20 protein-coding genes and 1 pseudogene are annotated in these 25,306 nt (G+C 57.4%); 10 read left to right on the top strand and 11 right to left on the bottom strand.

Going from position 1 to position 25,306, the window contains the following annotated elements:
* Positions 1-60: 60 nt before the first annotated feature.
* On the bottom strand, positions 61-921 hold the full coding sequence (locus tag GNZ13_RS12215) for an IS630 family transposase (protein ID WP_172164139.1): 861 nt from the start codon (positions 919-921) through the stop codon (positions 61-63).
* Between the two features lie 1,086 nt (positions 922-2,007).
* Between GNZ13_RS12215 and GNZ13_RS12210 the strand changes: the two genes are divergently transcribed.
* The 9 genes from GNZ13_RS12210 to GNZ13_RS12170 all read left to right on the top strand — a co-directional run bounded on the left by GNZ13_RS12210 (position 2,008) and on the right by GNZ13_RS12170 (position 13,115).
* Entirely contained in the window at positions 2,008-2,991 is a 984-nt protein-coding gene (locus tag GNZ13_RS12210; protein WP_172164136.1) for a nitrilase-related carbon-nitrogen hydrolase, read from the top strand.
* Between the two features lie 94 nt (positions 2,992-3,085).
* On the top strand, positions 3,086-4,282 hold the full coding sequence (locus GNZ13_RS12205; RefSeq protein WP_172164133.1) for an aspartate aminotransferase family protein: 1,197 nt from the start codon (positions 3,086-3,088) through the stop codon (positions 4,280-4,282).
* A gap of 471 nt (positions 4,283-4,753) precedes the next feature.
* Complete coding sequence (locus GNZ13_RS12200; RefSeq protein ID WP_172164130.1) at positions 4,754-5,470, top strand: DeoR/GlpR family DNA-binding transcription regulator; 717 nt, start codon at positions 4,754-4,756, stop codon at positions 5,468-5,470.
* 123 nt (positions 5,471-5,593) lie between these two features.
* Complete coding sequence (locus tag GNZ13_RS12195) at positions 5,594-6,814, top strand: MFS transporter (protein ID WP_216674807.1); 1,221 nt, start codon at positions 5,594-5,596, stop codon at positions 6,812-6,814.
* 529 nt (positions 6,815-7,343) lie between these two features.
* Positions 7,344-8,024 (top strand): 2-dehydro-3-deoxy-6-phosphogalactonate aldolase, encoded by a 681-nt coding sequence (locus GNZ13_RS12190; RefSeq protein ID WP_172164127.1) that lies wholly within the window; start codon positions 7,344-7,346, stop codon positions 8,022-8,024.
* Between the two features lie 67 nt (positions 8,025-8,091).
* Positions 8,092-9,174 (top strand): 3-phosphoserine/phosphohydroxythreonine transaminase, encoded by a 1,083-nt coding sequence (gene serC / locus GNZ13_RS12185; protein WP_172164124.1) that lies wholly within the window; start codon positions 8,092-8,094, stop codon positions 9,172-9,174.
* A 72-nt stretch (positions 9,175-9,246) separates the two neighbouring features.
* Complete coding sequence (gene hisC, locus GNZ13_RS12180) at positions 9,247-10,341, top strand: histidinol-phosphate transaminase (RefSeq protein WP_172164121.1); 1,095 nt, start codon at positions 9,247-9,249, stop codon at positions 10,339-10,341.
* Positions 10,342-10,446: 105 nt separating this feature from the next.
* Positions 10,447-10,851, top strand: coding sequence for a heme-binding protein (locus GNZ13_RS12175; RefSeq protein ID WP_172164118.1), 405 nt, complete (start codon positions 10,447-10,449; stop codon positions 10,849-10,851).
* Positions 10,852-10,940: 89 nt separating this feature from the next.
* A complete protein-coding gene (locus tag GNZ13_RS12170; protein ID WP_172164115.1) occupies positions 10,941-13,115 on the top strand; it encodes a malate synthase G in 2,175 nt (724 codons plus the stop codon).
* Positions 13,116-13,526: 411 nt separating this feature from the next.
* Here the strand turns inward: GNZ13_RS12170 and GNZ13_RS12165 are convergent, their stop codons facing one another.
* From GNZ13_RS12165 to GNZ13_RS12125, 10 genes and pseudogenes are all read right to left on the bottom strand, one after another.
* Positions 13,527-13,976 (bottom strand): zinc ribbon domain-containing protein, encoded by a 450-nt coding sequence (locus tag GNZ13_RS12165; protein ID WP_172164112.1) that lies wholly within the window; start codon positions 13,974-13,976, stop codon positions 13,527-13,529.
* A gap of 13 nt (positions 13,977-13,989) precedes the next feature.
* Positions 13,990-14,745: a hypothetical protein gene (locus tag GNZ13_RS12160; RefSeq protein WP_236001962.1), complete on the bottom strand. Its 756-nt coding sequence runs from the start codon at positions 14,743-14,745 to the stop codon at positions 13,990-13,992.
* A gap of 54 nt (positions 14,746-14,799) precedes the next feature.
* Positions 14,800-14,901 (bottom strand): annotated as a pseudogene (locus GNZ13_RS54215) (helix-turn-helix domain-containing protein); the annotation flags it as partial.
* Positions 14,902-15,048: 147 nt separating this feature from the next.
* Positions 15,049-16,005 carry a LysR substrate-binding domain-containing protein gene (locus GNZ13_RS12155; RefSeq protein WP_172164106.1) on the bottom strand — a complete coding sequence of 319 codons (957 nt, stop codon included), beginning with the start codon at positions 16,003-16,005 and terminating at the stop codon, positions 15,049-15,051.
* A 423-nt stretch (positions 16,006-16,428) separates the two neighbouring features.
* Entirely contained in the window at positions 16,429-17,250 is an 822-nt protein-coding gene (locus tag GNZ13_RS12150) for an HpcH/HpaI aldolase family protein (RefSeq protein WP_172164103.1), read from the bottom strand.
* A 16-nt stretch (positions 17,251-17,266) separates the two neighbouring features.
* On the bottom strand, positions 17,267-18,865 hold the full coding sequence (locus GNZ13_RS12145) for a solute symporter family protein (protein WP_172164100.1): 1,599 nt from the start codon (positions 18,863-18,865) through the stop codon (positions 17,267-17,269).
* Between the two features lie 2 nt (positions 18,866-18,867).
* Positions 18,868-19,104, bottom strand: a complete 237-nt coding sequence (locus GNZ13_RS12140; protein WP_172164097.1) for a DUF485 domain-containing protein — start codon at positions 19,102-19,104, stop codon at positions 18,868-18,870.
* A 351-nt stretch (positions 19,105-19,455) separates the two neighbouring features.
* Positions 19,456-20,574: an enolase C-terminal domain-like protein gene (locus GNZ13_RS12135; RefSeq protein ID WP_172164094.1), complete on the bottom strand. Its 1,119-nt coding sequence runs from the start codon at positions 20,572-20,574 to the stop codon at positions 19,456-19,458.
* A gap of 391 nt (positions 20,575-20,965) precedes the next feature.
* Complete coding sequence (locus GNZ13_RS12130) at positions 20,966-22,186, bottom strand: pyridoxal-phosphate-dependent aminotransferase family protein (protein ID WP_172164151.1); 1,221 nt, start codon at positions 22,184-22,186, stop codon at positions 20,966-20,968.
* A 211-nt stretch (positions 22,187-22,397) separates the two neighbouring features.
* Positions 22,398-24,017: an MFS transporter gene (locus GNZ13_RS12125; RefSeq protein WP_407945624.1), complete on the bottom strand. Its 1,620-nt coding sequence runs from the start codon at positions 24,015-24,017 to the stop codon at positions 22,398-22,400.
* A gap of 111 nt (positions 24,018-24,128) precedes the next feature.
* Here GNZ13_RS12125 and GNZ13_RS12120 point away from each other — a divergent pair, with 111 nt between their 5' ends.
* Positions 24,129-25,007 (top strand): LysR family transcriptional regulator, encoded by an 879-nt coding sequence (locus GNZ13_RS12120; protein ID WP_172164088.1) that lies wholly within the window; start codon positions 24,129-24,131, stop codon positions 25,005-25,007.
* The last annotated feature ends 299 nt before the right edge of the window (positions 25,008-25,306 follow it).

Below are 25,306 nucleotides of genomic sequence, written 5' to 3'. Positions count from 1 at the left end.
TCCGGAAATGACAGAGAATTGATTCAACGAACTTCTAACTCACGACACAAGGGCGATTCATCAAGGTACATGGTTTGATGAACAACGCGATAGCTGGAACATGTGCAAGCGACCGTCGGACTGCGCGGCAAGCTGCTTAACCTCCTTCGCTTGATGTATCGACTGACCATCTGCAATCACAAAAATTGGGCCGTCTTCGGAGAGGAGTAGTCGCGTCACGAAGTCGACGTACACGTCAACATTTAACGGATCTTCAGCAAACATGAAGCGTGCTTCCCCGTGAGAGTTGATCGCCGAAATCAGGTTACCCTTGAAGCCTCCATTCGTTTTCTCGACTAGCGACGTTCTTCCCCTATTTGCGTGATTCTTCCCCTTACGACAGTCCGACTGAATCATCGACACATCCACGAACATGATCCGTGCGCTGACGGACCTAGCTTTCTTCAAGATTTCCGGGTACTGCTCCCGCATCCATGTGGCGGTCAATTCAGGATCGCGCTGATATGCGCGCGCCAAAGGCCGTTGTGCAGAAAGCCCGAGCTTACTAAGCAGTCTGACGACTGAGCTCTTCGACACCCTGATCCCAAAGTGGCGACAGATAAGTTCGCGCACAATGTCACGCGACCACAACGCAGACTCGAATTCCATTTGCATTGGGGTCTTGGTCGTCACAGCTTCGAATATGAAGTTCACATTTTCTACGGGCAGCTTCATGGGGCGCCCGGGAACCGGCTTGGAACGCAACGCTTCAATGCCGCCTCTGCGGTAGGCAGCGAGCCATTCATAGATGCGCGGCCGGGTTAATCCAAGCGCACGAGTGACACTCCCCGGCGACTCACCTGCCTCAACGCGCATGACTGCATCGATCCGGATTTGTTCGAGAGCCTCATGCGAAAGCTTACGACCGTCGTCTTCTCTCATTAGGTTTTACAAAATCATTCTCGTCTTAATCCGTCATGCACCGAGGTATTCGCATGCTCATCAACCCCGGAACAGCAAGCGATTATCGCCGCCCCGAATTCTTAGCGCGTCGCCCCTTTCACGCATGCTCTTCCACCGATACAACTGGCGTTAAACCATGTTGTTGTCACGGATCAAATTGAAGTTAACGCCACGGCCGCCCAGGAGAAACGGACCGATATAGTGTGGACGTTTACGGGCCAACGGCCTCAATGTGTGTCATGACATAAATGCTCGATTGTCAAACCACCGGAAGAGCCCCGGCACATTGCGCCGGGACTCCATGCTTGTGTCCTGCAGACCGAAAACGACAAGCTTTGCGGGTTCAGGTGTGATGCCCGGGAACTCACACGCTTATCCCAATGCTTTTTGGGCCGAAGGATAGAGGTGATCCCACATCATTATTCGCCAAACCACGACCTCAGGTATAGAAGCAGATACCGAGTAATCTGGCGCAGCAGACTCAGATAGCCCATTGCAGCCGCAAACCATGCCTCCGTCTTCGGTTCGCTCCGGAGCACAGTCATCCTCTCCGTAACGTCCTACCGGCTCGATATAACAGCGGCAAACTCATCCCGGTCGAGCAAGGTGGAATCGTCCCGTATACCCTCGGGCTACGTCGTTGAAACAGCTCGCACAGAACATGCGTGCCGAGGCTTGGTCCCAAAGATGCCACTCTATAACCGGATAGCCGTGAGCTCTGTAGGTCTAGACCTGCTCACCAGTAACGCGTGCGCCTATTCCAGAGCGATGCTGGCGGATAGGCCGCAGCCTACCCGGCATCTGAACTTAGGTTAATCGCACGCCAGGCGGACTTTGTATAGACGCAGATTCGTAGAGAATAACCGCAGCAGTTTGCCACTACAGGCGATTAAACACCTGAAAACCGTCGCATAGCCCAACGGAGACTCCTGCTTGGTCCCTGCATTCGCATTTTTGCTGCCAACTGTCTCTATCAGCTCCACACAGATATGTTTAAGATCGGCGCTCAAGTCACAGTTGACGACTCGTCCCGACCAGCAGTTGGTCTGACAGGAGAAGGAAATCATGGTTCGCGTAGCAGTCGCTCAAGTCGGCTCCCAAATCTTCAACACCCCTAAAACGCTTGATGACATGGAAGCGTGGTGTACGCAAGCGCAGAAACAAGACATTGAGTTTCTTGTCTTCCCCGAGGCCTACATCGGTGGTTATCCCAAGGGCCTGGATTTGGGTGCCAGGGTCGGATCGCGCACGGCAGAAGGACGCGACGAATTCCTGCGCTACTGGCAAGGTGCAATCGAGATCCCGGGCCCGGAGACCGACCGGATCGGGAGTTTCGCTGCGGCCATGAAGGCCTATCTGGTCGTCGGCGTTATTGAACGCCATGGAGGTACCCTGTTTTGTACAGCAGTGTACTTCGGACCAGACGGACAGCTGCTCGGCAAGCACCGAAAGTTAATGCCGACGGCCAGCGAGCGATTGATCTGGGGATGCGGCGACGGGTCGACAATCCAGTTGGCAGAGTCGCCTTATGGGCGGTTCGGCGCTGCCATCTGTTGGGAAAATTACATGCCCTCCTTCCGGAGCGCGCTATACGCTCAAGGAATTCGTCTCTGGTGTGCTCCTACTGTGGACGACCGTGATATATGGAAAGCCACCATGCGCCACATCGCATACGAAGGGCGTTGCTTTGTGCTGAGCGCGTGTCAGTACGCAACTCGCGCCAATGCCCCAGATGAGTATGCGTGCGTCCAGGGCGACGCCCCCGAAACCGTGCTCATTCAAGGAGGCAGCGTTATCGTGTCGCCGCTGGGCGAGATCCTTGCGGGTCCACTCCACGATGCGGAAGGCCTGTTAGTCGCGAACATCGATCCCGACGATTGCGAACGTGGGAAGTTCGACCTTGACGTCGTGGGCCACTATGCACGGCCGGATGTTTTCGACCTCCGAGTAGACACTACCGCCCGCACAGCTGTGACTTTCAACGCTCCGTTGAAGAGTAAGACCATCTCCTGCATCGACGTCGCAACGAGCGATCACATCGGAGCTTAACGAGCCTTAGCGAACCCAGCAGCACTGGGTGACGCATGAATATCCTGGTACCGTACGGCGCACTGACCTACCCTATACTACTGACACCCTCAACATGACCTCCCAGGCGGCGCTCCATCTCTTTCCCTCATATGTCCGTGCGCCGATACAATTCGAACTAGGCCACGGTTGTACGTTGGTTACGCCCGACGGCGACGTCTACCTCGATTTCGGCAGCGGCGTCGCGGTCAATGCATTGGGACACAGTCACCCGCGGCTCGTACAAGCGCTTCAGCGTCAGGCAGAGAAGCTGTGGCATGTATCAAACCTCTACACGATCCCTGCACAGGATCTGTTGGCCGACCAACTTTGCGAACTCAGCTTCGCCGATCGCGTTTTCTTCTGTAATTCCGGCACCGAAGCGATTGAACTATCCATCAAAGCAGCCCGTCGGTACCACCATTGCAGCGGTGCACCGCGGCGCAATCGGATAATCACGCTCGAAGGCGCTTTCCACGGCAGAACACTGGGTTCGCTGGCGGCCACCGGTCAGGAGAAGTATCTGGAGGGCTTCGAACCGCGTGTCGATGGGTTTGACCAGGTGCCCTTCGGCGATCTGCTCGCGATCGAAGAAGCCATCACCGATCTTACCGCCGGCATTCTCGTTGAACCTATCCAAGGAGAAAGCGGTATCCGACCATTGCCGCCCGGTTATCTTCATGCACTCCGTAGTCTCTGCGATTTCCACGGGATTCTGTTGCTGCTCGACGAGGTGCAAACCGGCATCGGCCGTACTGGTAGTGTCTTTGCCTACGCTGCCGAAGACGTTACGCCAGATATCCTGGCTGCGGCAAAGGGGCTCGGTGGCGGCTTCCCGATAGGAGCTTGCCTTGCAACTGGAGCCGTCGGGTCTGTCATGCAGCCCGGGACTCATGGATCAACATTTGGCGGCAACCCGCTGGCCATGGCTGTAGCCACCGAGGTACTCGATATCATCAGTGCCCCGGCATTTCTGGAGCGGGTGCGAGATGCATCCCTCAGGCTCATGCTGCGAGTAGACGAACTTATATCGAAATACCCCACCGTCTTCAGCGAAGTGCGCGGTGCGGGACTCCTGGTCGGCTTGCAATGTGTGCCTCCCGTTAGGGACGTTCTCGCGATGCTGCACGACCACAAACTCCTGTGTGTTCCAGCCGGCAACAACGTACTTCGGTTGTTGCCGCCGTTGACGGTCACTGACGCCGAAATCGACGAGGCGGTACTGCGACTCGACCGCGTCGCCGAACGTCTGTCCGATGCAGTGGCTGCCTGACTATGGATTCTGTGAAAACCGTCTGTGCCGCCGGCGGTGATGTCCGTTCCCAGTTCAGCACTTCACCGTCCTTGTAAATTCCCATCGCTCGATGGGACATATCTCGAGCCCAATCTAACCCGTTTTCCGAAAGTCGGCGTGCTATCAACTCTCTCCTCCGAACAGAAATGCAATCTGGCCAAAATTATCGCTCAGCAGGCAGGAGCAAATGCAGATTTCGAAACCTTCTGCGATTGTCTTCTCGGCCTTTGCGAAGACATTCCCGGATTCGAAATAGTCGCGCCGGGTGAAGCCCTCACGCACGAAATATGGGCGATTTACAGAGACGCAATCACGACCGGGAGGCGGGCGATCCCCCAGGCATGAACCAGCTTGGCTCGTTGCACAACCGCTTTTTTTCCTTCCTTTCTGCTCACTCGGTCTGACTCGTCTCCGAACATGCGCAAGTCCCTTTTCCATAACGGAGGCCAGATGATGACGCGAAAAGAACGAATTGATCATCTCTTCGACGCGCTGTGCTACAGGCGCCCTGTACGCCTGCGAGACGCCGCCAAGATACTTGGCGTGTCGGAAATGACCGTGCGCCGAGACATCGTGGCCAGTACGGGTCGACTTGTGAGCGTTGGCGGCTACGTCTTCCGTGGCCCTCTGACCTTTAATGCCACGTCACCAACCAGCCTGAAACAAACCGCCGTAGCCGAGACGCTCCGCTCCGCAGTTAAACACCTCAAGGACGGTGAGACGGTCTTCATTGACAGCGGTGAGCCGCTGGCAATGCTGGCCCGTCAAATTTCCGGCGAAATCAGCCTGACGGTCGTCTGCCATTCAATCGACGTGGCGAATGCACTGCGCCAGAAACCAAACGTACGGATAGTCCTGCTCGGGGGACATTACGCGCATAACTCGGCCACGTTCTTCTCCGACGAAAGTATCGCCATGCTTCGAAACCTCAGAATCAACACCGCTTTCATATCAGCAAGCGGTTTTGACGAAGTCCGTGGCGCGTTCTGTAACCACTTTCTGGATGCTGCGGTTAAACGGATAGCAATAACGAATTCCTTTAGATCTCATCTCATCGTCAACCCCGGTAAATTTGGAAAGATCGATCCAATATGGTTCGCCAGATTCCATGATTTCGCCTCAATCATCACGGATAGTGGCAATGTTGACCTTCGTCACGCACGGTAACGCAGTGAAAAGAAGCGTGCCTCCTGCATTCACCTCGTCTCAACGCCCAACGGCCGGCATCCGACCATTCCGTATCTTTGACCTCCTCCAACTGCAGATCCAACTCATCATTATAAAACTGACATGACAAGCGGCAATCACCCCTTATCGCAGAACGGTCACGGCGACCGGGAGCGCCTGCTCCGAATGCTCGCTGCTGTGACTTTCCTCATCTTCTTTCAGGCGTACATGGTCGCGCCAATCATACCCGCCCTGTCCCAAACTTTCAGTACGTCAGTTCAAACCGTCGCCCTGATCGTACCTGCGTATCTCATTCCATATGGAATGGCGACGCTAGTCTATGGCCCTATGGCTGATCGCTTTGGCGTTAGCCGCGTCATTTCTGCATCATTGACTGCATTCACGGTCCTTACCATAGGGACTGCGACAGCCAGGTCTGTTGAGCAAATTGCCGCGTGGCGCTTACTAACCGGTCTGGGCGCGAGCGGTGTAGTTCCACTCGCGCTCGTGCTCGTAGGCCGGCTGTTTCCGTACGAACAGCGGGGCAGACCTCTTGGCTGGTTGTTCGGCGCCATGGCAGGGGGTATGGCGATAGGTTCGCCGCTCGGCGCGATGCTGTTACCCATTGTCGGCTGGCGGGGACTCTTTATCTTTGTCGGTGTAGCCGGAGCGATCGCACTGGCATTGCTCCAGCGTTACGGAACACTTATCACGAGAGCTGCGTCGCCTGTCAACGGCACGCTCCGTGAGGTGGTATCCGGATATCTCACCCTGCTCACTACCATCCGCGCACAGCGCACGTATGCCTACGTCTTCCTCAATTCGATGTTTCATTCAGGAGTATTTACGTGGCTCGGCGTGTTCATCGAACGACAGTATCACCTCGGGCCGACAGGTATCGGATTCGCGCTACTCGGTTACGGCATCCCCGGCTTTCTGCTCGGCCCCGTTATCGGTCGTGCAGCAGATAGGTGGGGGCGCGCAACTCTCATTCCAATTGGGCTGTTCCTCAGCGCCACGGCTGCCGCTGCTTTGCTATTGCACCTGCCGCTTCTTTTAATACCGCTTGCTGCGATTGTGCTTTCCCTTGGTTACGACACCACACAACCACTCTTCGCCGGGATCGTGACGTCTTTCGGTGGCAAACGTCCCGGACTGGCTATGGGGCTGAACGTGTTTTCACTCTTTATCGGCTTCGGTGCCGGCAGCCTCATCTTTGGCGAGATCGTCCAATACAGCTTTACTCGAGCGTTGAGTACCTTCGCCGTCGCTGAATTTCTACTCGCTCTGTTGGCACTGTGGGTGTTTCGCACTGAACGACCGTCTGCCTTAACGGGCCGATAACTCGAACGCAGCGATCGATGGGACGCGCCCGTTACGGAAATATACGTGGGAGCACGGGCGCTCGGTCATAGGTCACACTCGCCCACGGCGACTCTCACTGCGAAGGACATGAGACGAAACGCCACATCTCTCAGGAGACTGCTGCCCTGTTTTTGCATCTAGGTGCTGCTTTGCAATACACCAAATGAGGTTGAGAATATTTGCAACAGGGCGATCAAAAAATGACGAATCAACTCGACGGCCCCCTCCACTCCGACTTTGGAAGGTTCCCTCGGGGCTGTATCGGCAATCGGCCATCAAATTATGTTCAGCATCACTATCACTGACCGATCCCCTGCGGCGCGTACGGTATTCAGGCATGAACTTCGGTGCGCGAGCGTGGCTTGTGTCGGTGCATAAGCTCTTGTGGTCCATGTGCTACCGCACAGTGGCTAACGCGCCGGAAGCAATCACCTCCAGTAAGACTCTGTACCGCAAGCGTTCACGTACCGCCCCGTACGACAACTTTCGGAAACAATGGAAAAAACAAATGAATAAGACACTGCCGGACAGGATTCCCTTGTTCCCCCACGCGGGCTTCGCCGCGGCCATGTCCACCTGCCCCTTGATTGCCATTCTGCGCGGTCTGACTCCAGAGCACGCCGAGCCGATAGGGAGAGCACTCTATGAGGCAGGCTTTCGAGCTATCGAAGTCCCCCTTAACTCCCCGGACCCTCTCCAGAGCATACGTACGCTACGGGATACGCTGCCTCCCGATGTCCTGGTGGGAGCAGGCACGGTACTGTTGCCCAGCCAAGTCACCGACGTAGCCGACTCGGGCGGAACATTGATCGTTATGCCTCACAGTGACCCGACGGTCATCCGTGCCGCCAAGGCGGCGGGCCTTGCCTGCACACCCGGAGTGGCCACGCCGACTGAAGCATTCGCTGCGCTGTTCAACGGTGCCGACGCTCTTAAACTGTTTCCTGCGGATAGACTGTCGCCCTCCACACTACGCGCCTGGCGCACCGTCATTCCAACGCAGATGAGAATCATGCCTGTCGGTGGGGTCACTCCTGGAAGTCTCAAGGCGTATATCGAGGCTGGCGCCGGTGGTTTCGGGCTCGGCAGCAGCCTGTATCAGCCGGGATTCCAGGCCGAGCTCGTCAGCGAGAACGCTAACCTGTTTATTACCTGCCTCGAGGATGCGCTCGCTCCCGCCGCCAGATAGACATTGGCCGGTCAACATCAACGCGCGCCCAGCGCGCGCCACGTCAGAATAATTTAGTACTTTTCACATGCGTGCATTCAATTTTTCCGCCGGACCGGCAACGCTGCCCGAAGAAGTGCTAAGTCAGGCAGCGGATGAAATGCTTGACTGGCAAGACAGCGGCATGAGCGTGATGGAAATGAGCCATCGGGGCACGGAATTCACGTCGATCCACGAAGCCGCGCTCGCTGACCTGCGAGAGCTCCTGAGCGTTCCCGAGTCTCACCGAATCCTGTTCATGCAGGGCGGTGGGATTGGTGCAAACGCCATCGTCCCGTTGAATCTCCTGCATCCGGCTGGAAGCGCTGACTATGCCGTGACGGGAACCTGGTCTCGTAGGTCCTTCGAGGAAGCCCATAAATACTGCACTCCACGTCTGGTCGCACAGGCGAAGAGCGACGATGGCTACACATATGTGCCTCCCGTCGACATGTGGGATCTCTCTCCGGATGCAGCCTATCTCCATCTCTGCACCAATGAAACCATCGACGGCGTGGAGATCTTCAGAATTCCCGATGTGCCTCCAGTCCCCGTTGTGGCGGACGTCTCGTCTCATATCCTCTCGCGCCCCATGGATGTTTCTGCGTGCGGCGTGCTTTACGCCGGTGCGCAAAAGAACATCGGTATCGCCGGCGTTACCGTCGTAATAGTTCGCGAGGACCTGCTTGATCGAGCGCTTTCAATCTGTCCATCGGCTTTTGAATGGGGAACGATTGCTGCAAACAACTCGATGTATAACACCCCACCGACCTATCCAATTTATGTTGCCGGCCTGGTATTCAAGTGGCTCAAACAGCAGGGCGGATTGACTGCAATTGAAGCAAAGAATATTGAAAAATCGAAACTTCTGTACGACGCCATTGATTCAAGCAGCTTCTATATCAACAGAATTGCCCGCCCGTTCCGTTCAAGGATGAACGTGCCATTCCATCTGGCCGATGAGACCCGCAACGAAGCGTTCCTCAACGGAGCAAAAGCTCGCGGGTTGCTCCAGTTGAAGGGTCATCGGTTAGTCGGCGGCATGCGCGCGTCTATCTATAACGCGCTGCCTCTGGACGGGGTCAAGACGCTTGTCCAGTACATGAAGGAGTTTGAGGATGAGCATGCGTGACTGCAGCAACCTCGCCACTCAGGATAGGTTCCGCCAACTGGCCGGTATCGGAGTTTCGTATCTGGAGTTTGAATGAGTCGTTTCTGGAGTGATGTCATTCACCGGCTGACACCTTACATACCGGGCGAACAGCCAGCGCACGCGAATCCGGTAAAGCTGAACACGAACGAAAACCCTTATCCGCCCTCACCCCGCGTAGTCGATGCAATCCGGCGCGAGCTGGATCAGGACACATTGCGCAAGTATCCCGATCCAGAGTCGTGCGCCTTGCGGCAAACGGTGGCGCGGTACCACGGACTAAGTAGCGAACAGGTTTTTGTTGGAAATGGATCGGATGAGGTGCTTGCGCATGTCTTCCAAGCACTCCTGAAGCACGACAGACCTGTACGCTTCCCCGACATTTCCTACAGCTTTTATCCGGTGTATGCGAGATTGTACGGCGTCGCGTTTGAAGCGAAACCACTCGATCGCGACTTTACGATCAACATCGACGACTACGCCCCGTCTGGCGGTCCCGTACTTCTGCCCAATCCCAACGCTCCCACTGGCCTTGCACTGCGGCTGACGGACATCGCCAGGTTGCTGACGGAGAACCCGGGATTTGTCGTCGTGATTGACGAGGCATACGTTGACTTCGGTGCAGAATCCGCGGTGACCTTGATCCCAAGTCACCCCAATCTACTGGTAGTTCAAACGACATCGAAAGCACGCTCTCTGGCGGGGATGCGCGTCGGCTTCGCGCTCGGCAATGAGGCACTCATCCATGCTCTCACGAGGGTAAAAGACAGCTTTAATTCTTACCCAATTGACCGTCTTGCACAGGTCGCAGCGGTGGCCGCGTACGAGGACGATGCGTGGTTTCGCATGACCTGCGCCAAAGTGGTTAAAAGCCGTGAACGCCTGGCAAAAGGATTACGCGCACAAGGGTTCGAGGTCACACCCTCCACTGCAAACTTCGTCTTTGCGCGTCACCCCGCACGTGATGCGACAACGCTAACTGCTTTGCTGAGGGCACAAGGAATATTCGTCCGACATTTCGATCTACCGCGGATCAACCAGCACCTGCGCATCTCGGTCGGGACCGACGATGAATGCGACGCGTTGCTTCGTAGCTTGCGATCAATCCTGGCAACCTACGAACCCTACCCGACCACCGAGAACATCTAGCAATACCGTGAAAGCATCGGGGTCGCAGCTGGCGGAGCGAGTACCTAACCGATACATATTGACAATTTCCGCAGACCAATCCTCTACTCGAAAAGGAAAATCAAGATGCTAACGAAATCCGTATTGACCCTTGTCGAAACGACGCAGATTCTCGACGTCGCGCGCGCCGAGGCCGAGAAGAACAAATGGGCCGTCGCGATCGCGGTGGTCGATGACGGCGGCCACCTGCTCGCCCTGCTGCGTCTGGACGGCTGCGCCCCGATCGGCGCATACATCGCCACCGAGAAGGCGCGCACCGCGGCGCTGGGCCGACGCGAATCGAAACAGTACGAAGACATGATCAACGGCGGCCGCACCGCGTTCCTGAGCGTGCCGCTTGCCGGCACGCTGGAAGGCGGCGTGCCGGTCGTTGTCGACGGCCAGGTGATCGGCGCAGTCGGCGTCTCCGGGGTGAAGGCGGATCAGGACGCGCAAGTGGCCAAGGCCGGTGCCGCCGTGCTCAACAGTTGAAAACCGCAGCACCGCTTCCTACGAAGTGAACCGAACGGAACAGGCCGGCGCCCCCACACCGGCTTCACGCAAATGAGATGGAGCAGTCGATGACTCAGATGAACCCGCGCGGTGGACTGCAAGTCGCCGCCAACCTCGACCAGTTCGTCGAGACCGAAGCCCTGCCCGGCACCGGACTCGACAGCGCAGCATTCTGGTCAGGTTTCGACGCCCTCGTGCATGAGCTGGCGCCCAAAAACCGTGCGCTGCTCGCCGAGCGCGACCGCCTGCAAACCGAACTCGACACCTGGCATCGCGCCAATCCGGGCACGGTACGCGATCTGCGCGCGTACCGTGCCTTTCTCGAAGGCATCGGCTATATCGTGCCGCCGCCGGCGAGCGTCAAAGCCACGACCGACCACGTGGACACCGAAATCGCCGAACAGGCCGGCCCGCAACTTGTCGTGCCGCTGTCGAATCAGCGCTATGCGCTCAACGCCGCTAACGCGCGCTGGGGCAGCCTGTACGACGCGCTGTACGGCACCGATGCGATTCCCGAGACTAACGGCGCCGACAAGCAGAAGGCCTTCAACCCGGTGCGTGGCGCCGCGGTGATCGCTTATGCCCGCAAGTTTCTCGACCAGGCCGCCCCGCTCGCGAACGGCTCGCACGTCGACGCCACGCTGTATGGCGTCGAAGGCGGCAAGCTCGTCGTCACGCTGAAAAGCGGCAAGACCGAACTGAAAACGCCGGCGCAGTTCATCGGCTATCAGGGCGACGCGAGCGCACCGTCCGCCGTGCTGTTGAAGCACAACGGCCTGCACTTCGAAATCCAGATCGACGCGAACGATTCGATCGGCAAGACCGATTCGGCGCACGTGAAGGATGTGCTGGTCGAAGCCGCGGTGAGTACGATCATCGACTGCGAAGACTCGGTTGCAGCAGTGGATGCGGACGACAAGGTCCAGCTCTATCGCAACTGGCTCGGCCTGATGAACGGCACCCTGACGGAAGAAGTCACGAAGGGTGGCAAGACCTTCACGCGCAGTCTGAACACCGATCGCGTGTACACCGCTGCGAACGGCACCGCGCCGATCGTGCTGCATGGCCGCTCGCTGCTGTTCGTCCGCAACGTCGGTCATTTGATGACGAATCCGGCCGTGCTGACGAAAGACGGCAAGGAGATTCCGGAAGGCATTCTCGATGGTGTCATCACCACGCTGTGCGCGCTGCACGACCGCAAGCACAAGCTGAATCCGCGCACCGGTTCGATCTATATCGTGAAGCCGAAAATGCACGGCCCGGCCGAAGTCGCGTTCGCGAGCGAACTGTTCGCGCGCGTCGAAGACCTGTTCAAGCTGCCGCGCAACACGATCAAGATGGGCATCATGGACGAGGAGCGCCGCACCAGCGTCAACCTGCTCGCCTGTATCGGCGAAGCGTCCGAGCGTGTCGCGTTCATCAACACGGGTTTCCTCGACCGCACCGGCGACGAAATGCACACGGCGATGGAAGCCGGCCCGATGATGCGCAAGGGCGACATGAAGTCGAGCGCATGGATTGCCGCGTACGAGCGCAGCAACGTGCTGGTCGGTTTGAGCGCGGGCCTGCGTGGCCGCTCGCAGATCGGCAAGGGCATGTGGGCGATGCCGGACCTGATGCACGCCATGCTCGAACAGAAGATCGCGCATCCGGAGGCCGGCGCGAATACCGCCTGGGTGCCCTCGCCGACCGCCGCAACGCTGCACGCGCTGCACTATCACCAGGTCGACGTGCAGGCGGTTCAGCAGGAACTGGAACGCACGGACTACGCGGAGGTGCGCGACGAACTGCTCGACGGCCTGCTGACGATTCCGGTCGTCGCCGAGGCGAAGTGGAGCGCGGACGAGATCCGCAGTGAAGTCGAGAATAACGCGCAGGGCATTCTCGGCTATGTGGTGCGCTGGGTCGATCAGGGCGTGGGCTGCTCGAAAGTGCCGGACATTCACAACGTCGGTCTGATGGAAGACCGTGCGACGCTGCGTATCTCCAGCCAGCACATTGCGAACTGGCTGTACCACGGCGTGGTGACGCGTGAGCTGGTCGAAGAGACTTTCAAGCGCATGGCGAAGGTGGTCGACGAGCAGAACGCGGGCGATCCGCACTACAAGCCGATGGCGCCGGGCTTCGACACGCTGGCGTTCAAGGCCGCGCGGGCGCTGGTGTTCGATGGACGCCAGCAGCCAAGCGGATATACCGAACCGCTGCTGCATAAATTCCGCACTACGCTGAAGGCTACTGCCTGAATCTGCTATCCGTCTGCAAGGCGAAAGTGCGATAGGCGAGACGGCATCCATTCGCTACGATCGCCCCTTTACATCCATCGGGCTAGCAAAAATGATTGCATCCCTAAAAAGCCATACGACAATGTACGCAGTACGCGAGGGCCAATATATCGCAACATGCAAGGAGCGGAACTCGCTGGCCGCCGCCCTTAACGGTCATGGATCGGTGTTCCCACAAGGCCGATGTATGATTACGCGTGGGCAGGTAGTCTTCTATCGCGGCAGCGTCGATCTATGGCGATGTGATGCCGCATACGCGGCCCTTCACGTGACTTTTCATCGGCCTAAAGGCCGGTGCTTCCAGCTTCGCAGCTCTCAACTTCCTGCTTCGTTGCACACTGCACGCCGGTCATCTTGCGATGCCGGCGCGTCTTACACGCGCTCCACAGGCACATCGGACGGTCCCGCCCTGTTCAGATTCTTTCGGAACGACACACGTTTCCTGGGCTTTGCCTCCGGCACGCCGTCGCGCAGCAGCTTGATACCGCGGCGTCGGATGGTGCATGCGGCATTCGTGTCCGCGTGCGCCGAGAACCCACAAACGTCACAGAGAAACCGGCCACCTTGCCGGTTCTCCGGGCGAGTGCGCCCGCAGCGGGAGCACTCCTGGGAGGTGTGATGCGGCGCCACAACCAGTACCAGCTTGTTGCGTCGTTGCGCCTTGTATTGCGTGAAGTCTAGCGTGCGGCCCCAGGTGCTCTGGAGAATGGCTTTATTCAGCCCGGCCTTCTGGCTCCGGCCATTTGGCAACCAGCGCCCAGCGGCATCCTGCCGCGCCTTCGGCGCGCGCACCATGTTCGCGACCTTCAGGTCCTCAAACACCAGGAGCCTCGCATCAGACGTGGCGAGTGCGTGGCTGGTCTTGTGCGCGACGTCTTTTAGCGCGTTGCTGGTACGCGTAGCTGCGCGCGAGCCGATCCCTGGCCTTCTCCCGATTCCTGGATCCCTTCTGCTGGCGCGCGAGCTTGCGCTGATGTCGCTTGCGCCCCTTGGCCTTGCGCTCGAGCCGCGCCTTCACGACGGCCGGAACGGCGAAAAAGGTGCCCTCGCTCGTAGCGACACAATTGTCGCGCACATTACGGTCAGCCCCGAGGCTGACTAACTCGATTTGTTCGTCCGACAGCCCGTTGAGCTCGCAGGCAAGCTCCGCCGGCGTACGAAGAATCTCGGGCGGCGCGTGTTCATAGCTGAAGCTCACGTACCAACGGTTGCGCGCCTCGCGCCTAATCGTGACGATCTTCGGAATACCGAATGGACGATGCGCCTTGATTCTCAGCGCGCCGAGCGGCCGCGATTTGGTGCCGAGAAACAGTTGAAATATTGCTTTGCCCGTGGCCGGGTCGATGTCGGGCCGGAACTCGAAGAGTTCGGACGTCAGCATCACCGAGTTAAAGTTTGCCTGGGTGCGCCGGCGCGGTGCGCGGGCAAGACCCTGAAGCTGGCGCTGCTTGGCATTGCGCCAGCGCACCGCGCCGTTGCGCAGTATCTGGCTCGGCACCTCGGAAAGCCACGGGCTTAGTTCCGTCTTGAAGTGCGCGTACTGCTGGTCCGCTGGGGTGACGCACTCCGTTACGCCGGCGCGCAGCGCCATCCGGCGTTGCGCGGCAAAGAGCTGGTCTTCTTCGACCTTTCCGTTGTAGATGAATCGCTGACAGCCTATCCATTGGGCGAGCACCGTGGCCTGCTCCGGGGTCGGAAATGCAGGAAACTTTACGCCAGATTGAAGTTGGAATAGAGGCTGCGCCATCCTCCTTCTAGCGCAAGCCTTTTAAATTTCGCGAAGGCTCTTTCGCCGCTTGACCTCGGCCTAAAGACCGAGGAATGCGCGGCGAGCTTGTTCAATCTTGAGCCTGTTGTCGAGTGATCGATTGCCCGGAGACGCGACCGTCGGGCGTTATCCCTTATTGACCTGAAGCGACCCGTCCGTTGAACCGGATGGCTCAATGGTATGCGCGATGTCGGTCGATTCGGGTTTCGCTACGATCCCTTTGAGCCACGTGATGAAGTCTGCGACCTCAAGACGCTCCATGTTTTCCGGCAACACTGTCAGATAGTAGCCGTACGTCGGCCACGCGGTCAGTTCAAAAAGGCGCACCAATGCTCCGCTTCCCAGATATCCCGCCGCCATTGTCTGACGCGCAAGCGCAACCCCTTGGCCATTCACGCATGCTTCCAGGAGGAGACCCATGTCAAAGTAATCCACGTCGGCCGTTGGCTCTGGCCAGTCCAGTCCTGCCGCATCGAGCCAAGGTCTCCAGGGCTCGAGTGCACTGCGCAGCATGGTCGCCTTTGCCAGATCTTCCGGGTGTAGGAATGACCCATGGCGTGCAAGGTACTGCGGACCACATACAGGGAACACTGGTTCGTGCAGCAGTGGGATGACCTCCTGCCCTTCATAGCGCCCGTCACCAAACCGGACCTCTATATCAGCGTCGTCCGATTTCAAACCAACCAGTGGGACAGACAGTTGAAGCGAAGCATTCAGCCGCGGATGTCGCCTTATGAAATCTGGCAATCGGGCAACCAGGAACTGTCGTGCAAAACTCGGCGGTGAGGCGATTCTCAATGTGCGCCGAGCACTCGAGCGTGCTGTCTCTAGCGGAAAATGATTGAGTGAGGCAAGGCACGTTTTCACCACCTCAAGATACTCAGTGCCCTTTGCGCTCAACACGTACTCGCCCTGCGTGCCCGTGAAAAGCCTGAATCCGAGGCCTTCCTGTAGTTGCCGCAGTCGATGGCCGACAGCACTCGCGGAAACATGCAGCTCGTCGGCCGCCTTGCTGAGACTGCGAAGACGGGCAACCGTCTCAAATGCCGTCAGGCAATGAATGGGAGGTATTGAATATCGCATGGCTTGACCAGAATCTACGCACTGGCCTCGATACTACGCTCTGCGATAGCGATGTCCATTGGCACAGACACCGAGTACCTCTTCATCCATCGCCATCATCAAACACGTCAGACGCCAGATGGCTGTTCGGTCGACCAAGACAAACCGCTAGTCTTTGGCGAGAACGCAGACGCGGTTATTCTGCCAACCGTATCGCTATGCCGAAATCCATCGGTGGGTACCGCCATGACATTGGTGTCCGATCTAAACAAAGCGTGAGATGGCCCGCGAAACACAAGCAGCCTCCGTAAGCAACATCGTGCGGGGCCGCCATGCACGAAGGAGTATCGAGCACGCTACGCGGCTCCGAGCGCGTCGCCCGAGTAGATTTCCGAACGAGACTTCGTTAGACAGACTGCCACACACTGCTTCAGACATTGACCGTCAGCGCATCGATGACTGTTTCAGCATGCAGGCTCGCTCTCTCAGGGCGCGCGAGAATACCGCCCTGTCGCTGCCCACGCTAAAGAGGCGAACCCCCTTCCTGAGCCAGTGATCGCGCTCCGCAGCCAGCTCAGCTGAAGTTGCCGAAAAGAGAGAGGCAACCACCTCCACATTCCTCCTACGCGCTTTCTCGACCACCCGCTCAAGCATCCCCGTGACCTCCGGGTGAAACGGTTGCCCTCTGAATCCCATCTCATGAGATAGGTCGAACGGCCCGAGTGCAATCGCATCCAGTCCTTCGACGGCGAGGATCTCATCGATATTTTCTACCCCTGCAACTGTCTCTATGAGCACCCACACCGTAACGTTCTCGTTGGACCAGCGTGCAAAACTGTCCCAATCATCGGTCAGGTAACGGGCCGCACGCGTACTGGGGCAGGATCCACGGATCCCGCGATTGCTGCCCACCTTATATCGGCAATAATCCACAGCAGCCTGCGCCTGCACTGCAGTCGAAACATTCGGAACAATGACACCCATGGCGCCACCGTCCAGTGCCCGCATAATCGAGGCCGCATCGAGTGCTGGCACACGAAACAGTGGCGTTATTCCCTGTGCATCCGCCGCCCGGAACATCTCGACTGCACGCTCGAGGTCAAACGACCCGTGCTCCGCGTCGATCCAGACGAAATCGAGGCCAGATGATCCACACATTTCGATGACTTCCGGCGACGCCAGCTGCACCGTTATTCCAGACACTACATCGGCCCCGGAAATCTTCAGATTCGTGCGATTGATGCGCTGTGACGATTGATTTGGCATATTCCCTTACGTTCAGTCAGTTTGCCTGGGTTGACGAGATGGCCAGTTCTTCCGTCGCGGACCGGGGATGCTGCGCGGGTGAATTTCCAAGTACTCGCTGCATATCGTCGAAGCCGTTGTACGCCGCAGGCTCTCGCGTGAACAGCGACGCGGCAATCGCCGATGCGAAGGAAAGCGGAATTGAGAACAGCGCCGGGTTCTTCATCGGAAAACACCACCACAGACGGGCAAATTCTGCAGGCGCGCGGTGCAGAACATCGATTTGCACCGTGGGCGAAAGCATGATCAGAAGAACAGCAGAGCTTGCGCCTACGAGAATCCCCCATACAGCACCCGTTGTCGTCAACCGCCGCCAGAAAAGCGCCAGCGCGAGAACCGGGAAGTTCGCCGACGCCGCGATTGAGTAGCTCAGCCCCACCATAAACGCCACGTTCTGATGTTCAAATGCAAGTGCAAGGAAGACTGCGGCAATGGACACAACAGTCGCGGCGACGCGCGCAACCCGCGCTTCGTTGGCCGATCGCCCCTGCTTCACGACGCCAGCCCATATATCATGTGCGAACGTCGTTGCGGCCGACAAGGTTAGTCCCGCTACGACGGCCAGCGTGGTGGAAAACGCCACCGCACAGATATAGCCAAAAAAAGCGTTACCACCGAGCATGCGACTAAGCAGCGGCACAGCCATATTTCCGCCGCCACCGGCTGCGGCGATTGCCGAACGTCCCAAAAGCGCCAAGCAGCCGAACCCAAGCAGCAAGACTATGATGTGAAAAACACCGACAATTCCGGTGCAATACAGGGCCGATCGTCTGGCTTCGGCCGGCGTGCTGACGGTCAGGAAACGCGTCAGGATCTGCGGCATACCGAGAGCGCCGACGGTCATGGCGATTGCAAGGGAGATGGTGTCCCAACGGGCGATACCGTGACTCGGACGTGGTGCAAGCACTTCGATACCATAGGTTGCAGTGACGGCTCTGAACATCGTGAATATGTTGAACTGAAACTGGGATAGCACAAGCACTGTCAGCACAATCGCGCCGGCTAGCAGCAGGATCGCCTTAATTATCTGCACCCAGGTTGTGGCCCGCATTCCTCCAAAGAGGACGTAACAGAGCATGATCGCCCCAACGCAGGCGACAGCCGGAAAATACGGAAGCCCAAAAATCAAATTGACCAACCCACCTGCAGCAATCAACTGGGTAATCAGATAGAACAGCACGATCGGGATGCTTGCCAGCACAACAGCGATTCTCACTGGTTGTTTCGACAGACGCCACGCAATCACGTCAGTCAGCGTGAACGTTCCCAGTCGCTTGATCGGCTGCGCCAGTCCAAAGAGAATCAGAGGCCAGCTCCCAACAACACAGATGCTGTACAGAATTGCGTCAAAACCTGTGAGCGCCAGTGCCCCTGTCATGCCAAGCAGTGCAGCAGCACTCAGAAACTCTCCCGCCATGGCAAATGCGTTCTGACCAGCGCCAATCTGTCCGCCTGCATTGAAGAACTCGCTGGCAGACTGTGCCTTGCGCGAAGCGAAAACGGTGATACCGACAGTGACGAGCAGAAAGGCAAAGAAACAGAACAGCGCGGCTCCGTTTGTGTGTGTTGTGACCATACTTATACCTCTCCAGTCGAACGTTCAACACGCCCGATCACCAACGAATACGTCACGCTTATCAGCAGGGCAACCACAATCAGCAATGGCTCGACGACGGCACTCCATGGCACGCCCGGAACGACTGGCTCGGCAAAGACGTCCCGGCCAAAAGTGAACATGCCAATGAATGCTGAAAAGAGAACCACAATCACAGCCGCGAACACTGCTGAGATCCGATTTGTTTTGACTGAACGCACCACTTGTCTCCTAGTTCATTCTCTTGCGTTACGGCGCCGTTGAAACCGTAGGTCGGCTAGCGGCTGTAGCTGCACAGGGCAGGCGCCACGTCCGGCAATACCGGTACGACATTGTGGAGGCCGCTGCTGAGCGGGACAATTGAATGTTTTTCGCCTCGACCGTCAATTTTTTTCCGCTTCTCAGGCGAGAAGATCATCGCCAGAATGCACGCGGTCACCAATGCGTTGATCAGGAACGGCTGAGATACCCCATCCTTCAGGGCGGGGAGGACGTCAACAAGCCAATAGAAAACTATTCTATTAGCACATTGAAATTATTTCCATACCGAATCAAATTGAGCTCAATCGGGTTTAATCGGGGGTAAAACGGAGCACCGCGTCCTCGTTCCACTCTACATCGCCACCTGAGTTATCCGATGGCATGACATATCCATTTACCGAAACCGAAGGCGCAGCAAGGACTGCGTCTGCCAAACCGAAGTACTCAAGATAATGAGCGACCGGTGAGAGCGCCAGCAGGTGTGCACTCATCTCCTGATAGAAATGGTTAGAGACTGGTACGCCCCAAGCCTCGCAGATCGAGACGGCATCGAGCCACCCCGTAACGCCACCAATTTTGATCAAATCAGGCATGGCAAGGTCAGAAGCGCGTCGTGAAATCATTGTCATCATGCCCTTCGCCCCCCACGAATTCTCTCCAAGTTGCAGAGGCGTTTTCAAGGCTGCAGCGATCTGCGCATGTCCGTCGAGATCATCACACGCCGTCGGCTCTTCAATCCATGTGAGTCCTTCGGCGTCAAGCGCATGACCTCTGCGAATTGCCTCTGGAACACTCAGAGCCTGGTTGTAGTCAACCATCAGGTCGATATCCGGACCGATGATTCGCCGAACGTTCCTGATCACGTCAAGGTCCTCCGTCAGCGTGGGATAGCCGATCTTTATCTTGATCGCCCGAAAGCCCGCCTCTACGCTGCTTGCCGCGACGTCGAGCGCTCGTTCAAGCCCGTCCATGCCAAAGCTCGCATAAGCCTTGATCGGCCTAGGCTCCCCACCGAGGAGACGCACCAGTGATTGTCCTGAGGATCGCGCATGGGCATCCCACATCGCCATATCGAGTCCCGCAAGCGCCATGTCCATCAATCCAGGCGTTCCGAGCAGCACAAAGCGATTACGGAGCTTCCTCATCATCGCTTTGGGAGCAAGGGGTTCGCCGATCAGCAACCTTGATACATCCTCAAGGAGTCGGGTTACTGCGGGCAGCACAGTTGGTGTGTACGTAAAGATGTATGCGTGCCCCACACAGCCACCTTCCGTTGCAACATCGACTAGCACCAAAGGCGCTGATGCCATCACGCCGCTAGCTGTTCGCAACGGCGGATCCAGGGGAACCATCACCGGTCGAATCCGCACACTCGCGACTTCCGGCACGTTTGTCTTTTCGCTTGTCTCATTCCAATTCGAGATTTTCATGACGGGGGCTCAGTCCAGGGATATTGAATCGGCTATTCTCAGGCGTCAGCGTTGTGACATGCACGCCCGGTCCGTTGATATTTTTTTATGTTGCATTGAAAATAATTGAATCGGGTGAGACCCGGCCGTACCATGAACCTCCGGTAAAGCGCGCCTCGTTGGCCGCGGTGCACGTCCATCCGCATTGATCGGATAATGATATGAGACGCTTTTCACGATTACGCGCAGCCGCGTCGAAATCGACGACCTTGTTCAGCCATTTCGTCGCGTTGATCACCAGCGCCTCACCTACCGCGCACTCGGTCGCCAGCTCTGGACGACCCCGTGCGACGATCCGTTCTCCGGGCGGACATGTACCTGTATACGCCTTTCGCCCAGAGTTTTGAGCCGGTCAGGCTGCGGCTCGCAGCCCCGCCAATTCGCTCTCTCCCGCGATGAAGCTCATTGCTGCGGGCAGTCCGCTCTCCGCGAGGCTGATACCGGCTAGTTGCAGCCCCATCTCGCAGCCAGCGAGTGTTGCCATCAAGGTCAAATCATTGCAGTCGCCAAGATGGCCAATGCGGAACATGCGTCCCTTCATCTTGCCCAATCCCATCCCCAGCGACATGTTGAAACGCTCGTAGATGACCTTGCGCACGGCATCCGCATCAACGCCGTCCGGCATCATGACGCCGGTGAGTACGGGGCTATATACGGCGGGATCCAGGCACTGGATCTCGAGGCCCCATGCACGCACGGCTCGCCGACAAGCCTCACCGAGACGGACATGGCGGGCAACAACATTGTCGAGACCCTCGCCAAGGATCATCTCGATCGCTTCCTGAAGCGCATAGAGGAGGTTCGTGTTCGGCGTGTACGGCCAGTAGCCCGTTTTGTTGGATTCGATAATTTCTTTCCAGCCCCAGTAGCTGCGTGGCAACGTTGCACTCTCGCTGGCTGCGAGGGCCTTCGGCGAAACAGCGTTGAAACTGATACCGGGCGGAAGCATGAGACCCTTCTGGGAACCAGATACCGTCACATCTACGCCCCATTCATCATGCCGATAATCGACACAGGCTAGGCTCGAAATTGTGTCGACGAGAAACAATGCCGGATGGCCAGCCGCATCAATCGCGCGTCGCACGGCAGCAACGTCAGACGTGACTCCGGTCGACGTTTCGTTGTGCACAATACATACCGCCTTGATCTTGTGCCCCGTATCTGCTCGCAAGCGCTCCTCGATCATGTGAGCCTGCACGCCGTTGCGCCAACCTTCGATTCCGGGCAACCCGAGAAACTCGGGCTTGAGACCCAGGTTCTCGGCCATTTTCTTCCATAGCGTCGCGAAGTGACCGGTTTCGAACATGAGCACCGTGTCGCCAGGACTCAAGATGTTGCATAGGGCTGCCTCCCAAGCTCCCGTGCCAGAGGCACCATAAATCACGACAGGATGCTGCGTCTTGAAAATCTTTTTGATGCCGTCGAGGACCGAGCGGCCGAGCGCACCGAATTCTGGACCGCGGTGATCGATCGTCGGGTAGCTCATCGCACGCAGAATGCGATCAGGAACAGGGCTCGGCCCGGGAATCTGCAGGAAATGACGGCCAGCGGGATGAAAGTCTAACTTGAGCATTTGGCTCCTCCGGATGACTTTTGCATTCAAAATACTATACGGCCGCCCAACATCCAGTACAAAGTGAAACCGAATTGGCGTTTACCCCAAGTTTTACGCGACTTTCAGCAAACAGACGTAATATTACGAAACTTAATTTGGCGTATTGAATGCAATATTATGAAAATCAATTCGGTCCCGAGGGCGTCAGCTCGATCCCCAAGGTGGAACGCTACGATCGCGCCACTGCGCGGGACTGCTGTTTGTCTGGACGGCCGGCCAGCAGCCAGACAACGCACGCAACCACCAGCGCCAGAGCAGCTGCAACCATTAACGTGGCGGCAAATCCGCCCGCAAAACTGGCGGATGCACTGTTTTCGACCGCCACCCGAACCGCAGGCGCCAGTTGAGAAACAGCATGCGCCGTATCACCAGCCAGAAGATCAGATATGAACGTTCCACCAAGCTTGGCTCTGACTGCTCCTTCGCCTGCCATACTCTGATCAAGCAAAGATTGCGTCCGCCAGGAAAGTACTGCCCCCAGTACACCAACCGAGGTTACGATTGCGGTGAACCGAGTTGTCGTGCTGATACCGGAAGCCATACCAGTACGGTGAGACGGTACGCACGCCATAATTGCCCTTTGCGTATCGCCGTTAAGTATTCCGGCACCCACTCCTGTCACGATCATCCCGACCGCAACTAACCAATACTGCCGGCCTCCGGCAACCACTGCCGTAAGTAGGTTACCTGCGCCAACCAGAGCAAGGCCGATCGACAGGACGGAAGCAATCGACAAACGCGCTGCGAGGTGCTTCCCGATATAGGGACCCACGATCATCGCCAGCGCAAAGGGAAGCATGCCCACGCCAGCACTCACCGCTGCCCATCCAAACGCGTTCTGAAGATATAGCGGAAGAAACGTCATCATTACCTGTGCACATGCCGCATATCCGAACATGCCCAGTACGGCTGCCACAAATCTGGGCTGGGAAAACAAGGATAAGTCAATCATGGCATGCACTCGTTTCCGTTCGACCTGCACAAAAGTGGCGAGCAACATCACGCACGTTGCAAATCGAAGCCCGGTCCGCACGCTACCCCAGCCATCGTCCTGCGCACCGATGAGCGCCCATATCCCTAGCGCCAAGCCAAATCCAAAGAGCGCACTACCTGCAAGATCAATGCGACCGGCATTCGGATTTCGCGACTCTACAATCGATCGGAGGGCGCACACGACCAACACTGCGCAGACCGGAATATTGAGCAGAAAAATCCACCGCCAGCCAATCCACTGTGTAATCACACCACCGACCAATGGAGCCACCGTTGTCGAGATCCCCATCGTCATTCCCCAGACTGCCCAGGCTCGGGCTCGCTCCTTTGTTCCCGGAAACGCGTTGGCGATGACTGCCAATGCCGCAGTAAGTAACATCGAGGCACCCACCCCTTTTACAGCCCTCGCTATGTTAAGAAACGACGCCGACGGAGCGAGCCCGCATCCGAGGGAGGCCAGGGCAAATAGGACCAGCCCTCCAATCATCATTCTTTTTCGTCCGTAACGGTCGGCCAGTCCCCCCATCGGAAGCAAGCATGAAGCAAACGCGACCATGTATGCACTGACCACCCACTCCACATCGGCGAAACCCGCATGAAACGATCGTGCGATCGAAGGTAGTGACACTGCAACCACGTTTGTGTCCAGCGTGATTAGCCCGCAGGTAGCCGAAGCCGTCGCGAGGAGAAACCAGGACGATGTGCCTTTGTCTTCTACTGATGTTGCCGACGGGTGTACACCGGAGACGGCGGCGAGCCCATCAATACTTCCGGGCTCCCGTTCTCCTTGATTCACTCGAGTCATCTCATTACCATCGCATTAATTGCCCAGTAAAAATGTTAGCGTTTCTCCCATTTCCAGTCGATATCAAACTTCTTCAATAATATTAATCAAATCGTTAATACTGTGAAACTTGAACTACGCCACATCCGATGTTTCATCGCGGTTGCCAGGCACCTGCACTTTGCAAGGGCCGCTGACGAACTAGGCATTGCCCCACCGTCGCTCACCAAACAGATCCAGGAAGCAGAAAAGCTCCTGCAGGTCCGGCTTTTCCATCGAACTAAGCGTTCTGTCTCACTGACTGCAGCGGGCGAAGCCTACCTTCCAGAGGCAACAGCAGCACTCTCCTCTCTCGAACGCGGGCGCGAACTCGCTGAGCTCGCCGAACGCGGCGAACTAGGTCGAATCCAGATCGGATACGTCGCATCCGCAGCCTTCGCAGGCATCATGCAAACCACCATCAAAGGTTTCCGGGAATATCGACCAAAGGTTGACGTCGTGCTTACTGAGACACCTATGGACCGAGTCCCAACAATGCTCGTTGATGGCCAACTCGACGTCGCATACGTACGACCACCGATGAGCTATCCCGAAGGAATCCACGTAGTAGGCCTGTACAGAGACGAATTCGTCCTCGCCATTCCGGAGGATTCACTACTCGCCGACCACCCGGCGATCGCGCCTCACCAGTTGCGCGACGCGTGCTTCGCCCTCCCAGAGCAGGATTTCGGCACATTGGAGGTGGCTCGCCGCGGCCGCTTCAGACCCAAGCTCGGCCCGAGGCCGGGCCCACTAGCGGCCGTTCTCGCGTGTGTCTCGCTTGGAGATATGATTGCCGTTGTACCCCGTACTTTGTGCGATTGCGTGACACTTCCGGGTGTGATCTATCGCCCACTTGTGGGCAAGCCCATTGTCTCGGAGGTGGCTCTCGCATTCCGTCGGCATGAGCGCGCTCACGCTGTACGTGAGTTCCTCAAATATGTCGGCGTTCTGCGCGTTTGAATGCCCACAAAAATGTACTCTGATGCTTTACAACAGAGCTGACGTTCAGCGGGCTTTTTTGCATCAAAAAAAGAGCTCTGAACGTCCTCGTGCGGCCGAGTCCGATTACGGCATCAGGCGCGACCTAATCAACAGTTTTCAGGGCGAGCGGACGTTCAGTCGCCTCCCTGCGCCTTGGCGCTCACGGCAATTGACCCGCGTATGCTCACAAAAGTTGACCCATACAGCTGCTGCACGATTGTCGGTACGGCAAAAATACCGCGACACCTCCTTGCCAAAGTGATCAACATCATCTAAAA

This window comes from Paraburkholderia elongata, from assembly GCF_013177735.1.
GTDB classification, from domain to species: Bacteria; Pseudomonadota; Gammaproteobacteria; order Burkholderiales; family Burkholderiaceae; genus Paraburkholderia; species Paraburkholderia elongata.
The sequence above is the reverse complement of the archived record's forward strand: the minus strand, read 5'-3'. Positions and strand labels throughout refer to the sequence as shown.